Consider the following 2553-nt stretch of genomic DNA (forward strand, 5'->3'; position numbering starts at 1 on the left):
CCTTGATGCGTTCGCGCCAGTTGCAATTGCTGGTGGCCTGCAGTTTCCCCATACCAACATGAACACCATCACCCTGAAACCCGGCAAGGAAAAATCCCTGCTGCGCCGCCACCCGTGGATCTACGCCACCGGCATTGCCACGACCGAAGGGCGCTGCGAGCCGGGCGCGACCGTGATCGTGCGCGCCGCCGACGGCCGCTTCCTGGCCAAGGCCGCCTACAGCCCCGAGTCGCAGATCCGCGCGCGCGCGTGGACCTTCGATGAAAACGAGCCGGTCGACCACGCCCTGTTCAAGCGCCGCGTGGCCGCGGCCATTGCCTACCGGCGCCAATGGGTGAAGGACAGCGACGCAGTGCGGCTGATCTTCGGTGAATCCGACCGGCTGCCCGGACTGATCGTCGACTACTACGGCAACCGTGAAAAGGGCCAGCTGGTGTGCCAGTTCAATTCGGCCGGCGTGGAGCACTGGAAGACCGCGATCGTGCAGGCGCTGGTCAAGGAGACCGGCTGCCCCAACGTCTATGAGCGTTCCGACGCCGCCGTGCGCCAGCGCGAAGGCCTGGAGCTGGTCACCGGGGTGCTGGCCGGCGCCGAGCCGGATCCGGCGCTGTCGGTCACCGAGCACGGGGTGCGTTACTACGTCGACGTGCGCAACGGCCACAAGACCGGCTTCTATGTCGACCAGCGCGACAACCGCAAGCTGGTGGGCGATCTGGCCGCCGGGCGCGAGGTGCTGAACTGCTTCTGCTATACCGGCGGCTTCTCGCTGGCGGCGCTGCGCGGCGGCGCCACCTCGGTGACCTCGATCGATTCGTCGGGCGAGGCGCTGAAGATCGCCGCGGGCAATGTCACGCTCAACGGCTTCGAACCCGAGCGCGCCACCTGGCTCGATGCCGACGTGTTCAAGACCCTGCGTGAGTTCCGCGCCGAGGGCCGCCAGTTCGACCTGATCGTGCTGGACCCGCCCAAGTTCGCCCCGTCGGCGCAGCATATCGACCGCGCCGCGCGCGCCTACAAGGAAATCAACCTGGTCGGCATGCAGCTGCTGCGCCCGGGCGGGCTGCTGTTCACCTACTCGTGCTCGGGCGCGATCAGCATGGAGCTGTTCCAGAAGATCGTGGCGGGCGCGGTCACCGATGCGCGCGCCGATGCGCGCATCCTGCGGCGGCTGTCGGCCGGCACGGATCACCCGATGCTGGCGGCGTTCCCGGAAGGGGAGTACCTGAAGGGGTTGCTGCTGGAAAAGGTGGCGTAGGGCCAGTCAGGCCACGCATTCACGGAAGGGCAGGGCGCGAGTCATGAACAAACTCTCTGAAATGCATGCCTTCGTGGCCGTGGTCGATGCCGGCAGCATTACCGAGGCGGCGCGGCGGCTGGGCACCACCAAGTCGGTGATCAGCCAGCGGGTGCAGCTGCTGGAGCAACGGCTCGGCGCCGTGCTGCTGCAACGCGGGCGCGGTGCCGCGCCGACCGAAGCGGGGCAGGTCTTCCACGAATACTGCGTGCGCATCCTGGCCGAGGTGGGCGAGGCCGAAGACGCCGTGCTGGCCGCCAACACCAGCCTGCGCGGCTCGCTGCGGCTGGCTGCGCCGATGGCCTTCAGCATGCAATACCTGGGCCCGATGCTGTCGGCGTTTTCGCTGCGCTACCCTGAGCTGCGCCTGGATGTCGAGTCCGACGACCGCTACGTCAACCTGCACGACGGCAATTTCGACGTGGCCATCCGCATGGGCCAGCTGCCCGATTCCTCGCTGGTGGCGCGCCCGATCGCGCCCAACCTGCACCTGATCTGCGCCAGCCCCGGCTACCTGGCCGCGCACGGCACGCCCGCGCACCCCACAGACCTGCGCCACCACGAGGGCCTGCTCTATTCCAACCGCGAGCCGCACGGCATGTGGCAGCTGCCGGTGCAGGGCGAGCTGCAGTCGTTCCGCATCCGCGGCCGCCTGCGCACCGACAGCGGCCATCACCTGCTGGCGGCCGCCTGCGGCGGGCTGGGCCTGGCCATCCTGCCGGCCTTCCTCGCCGCGCAAGCCATCGCCGCCGGCGAACTCTGCATCGTGCTGCCCGGCTACCAACCCTCCGGCGGGCAGATTTCCGCGGTCTACCGCCGCTCGCACCGGGCCTCGCCCAAGATCCATGCGCTGGCGGATTTCCTGGCCGCGCAGATCGGCCAGCCGCCGATTTGGGAACTGGCCATTGCCGACCACCTGGCAAGCGCGGGGCTCGGTTCGTAAAACACGAACTCCGGATTCTGTAACGGCCGTCTTTTGCGGACGGCGCGGGCTGACTAGTCTGTGTGCACCGGGGCATCGCCCCAACACGGAAACGCACAGACACCATGACCCGCCCCAAGCATCGCAAGCCCAAGCCTTCCCTGCGCAAGTTCTTCAGCCATAGCCTGACGCTGGCCGCCGCGGCCGTCACCTGCGGCGGCTCGTTCGGCCGCCTCGCCCAGGCCGCCAGTGCCGATCAGCCGCGCACTGCCGGGCCAGCCCGCGCCGTCGACGTGATCGTGGTCGGCGGCGGCTCGGCTGGCGCGGGCATGGCACC

General features: G+C 68.9%; 2 protein-coding genes and 1 pseudogene. All 3 read left to right on the top strand.

Annotated elements, in window-relative coordinates:
* Positions 1–58: 58 nt before the first annotated feature.
* Positions 59–1255, top strand: coding sequence for a class I SAM-dependent rRNA methyltransferase (locus CF68_RS14360; protein ID WP_035819841.1), 1197 nt, complete (start codon positions 59–61; stop codon positions 1253–1255).
* 43 nt (positions 1256–1298) lie between these two features.
* A complete protein-coding gene (locus CF68_RS14365) occupies positions 1299–2237 on the top strand; it encodes a LysR family transcriptional regulator (RefSeq protein ID WP_035819844.1) in 939 nt (312 codons plus the stop codon).
* Positions 2238–2341: 104 nt separating this feature from the next.
* Positions 2342–2553: pseudogene (locus CF68_RS38330) on the top strand (dehydrogenase); the annotation flags it as partial.

Source organism: Cupriavidus sp. SK-4, from assembly GCF_000611125.1.
GTDB lineage: Bacteria > Pseudomonadota > Gammaproteobacteria > Burkholderiales > Burkholderiaceae > Cupriavidus > Cupriavidus necator.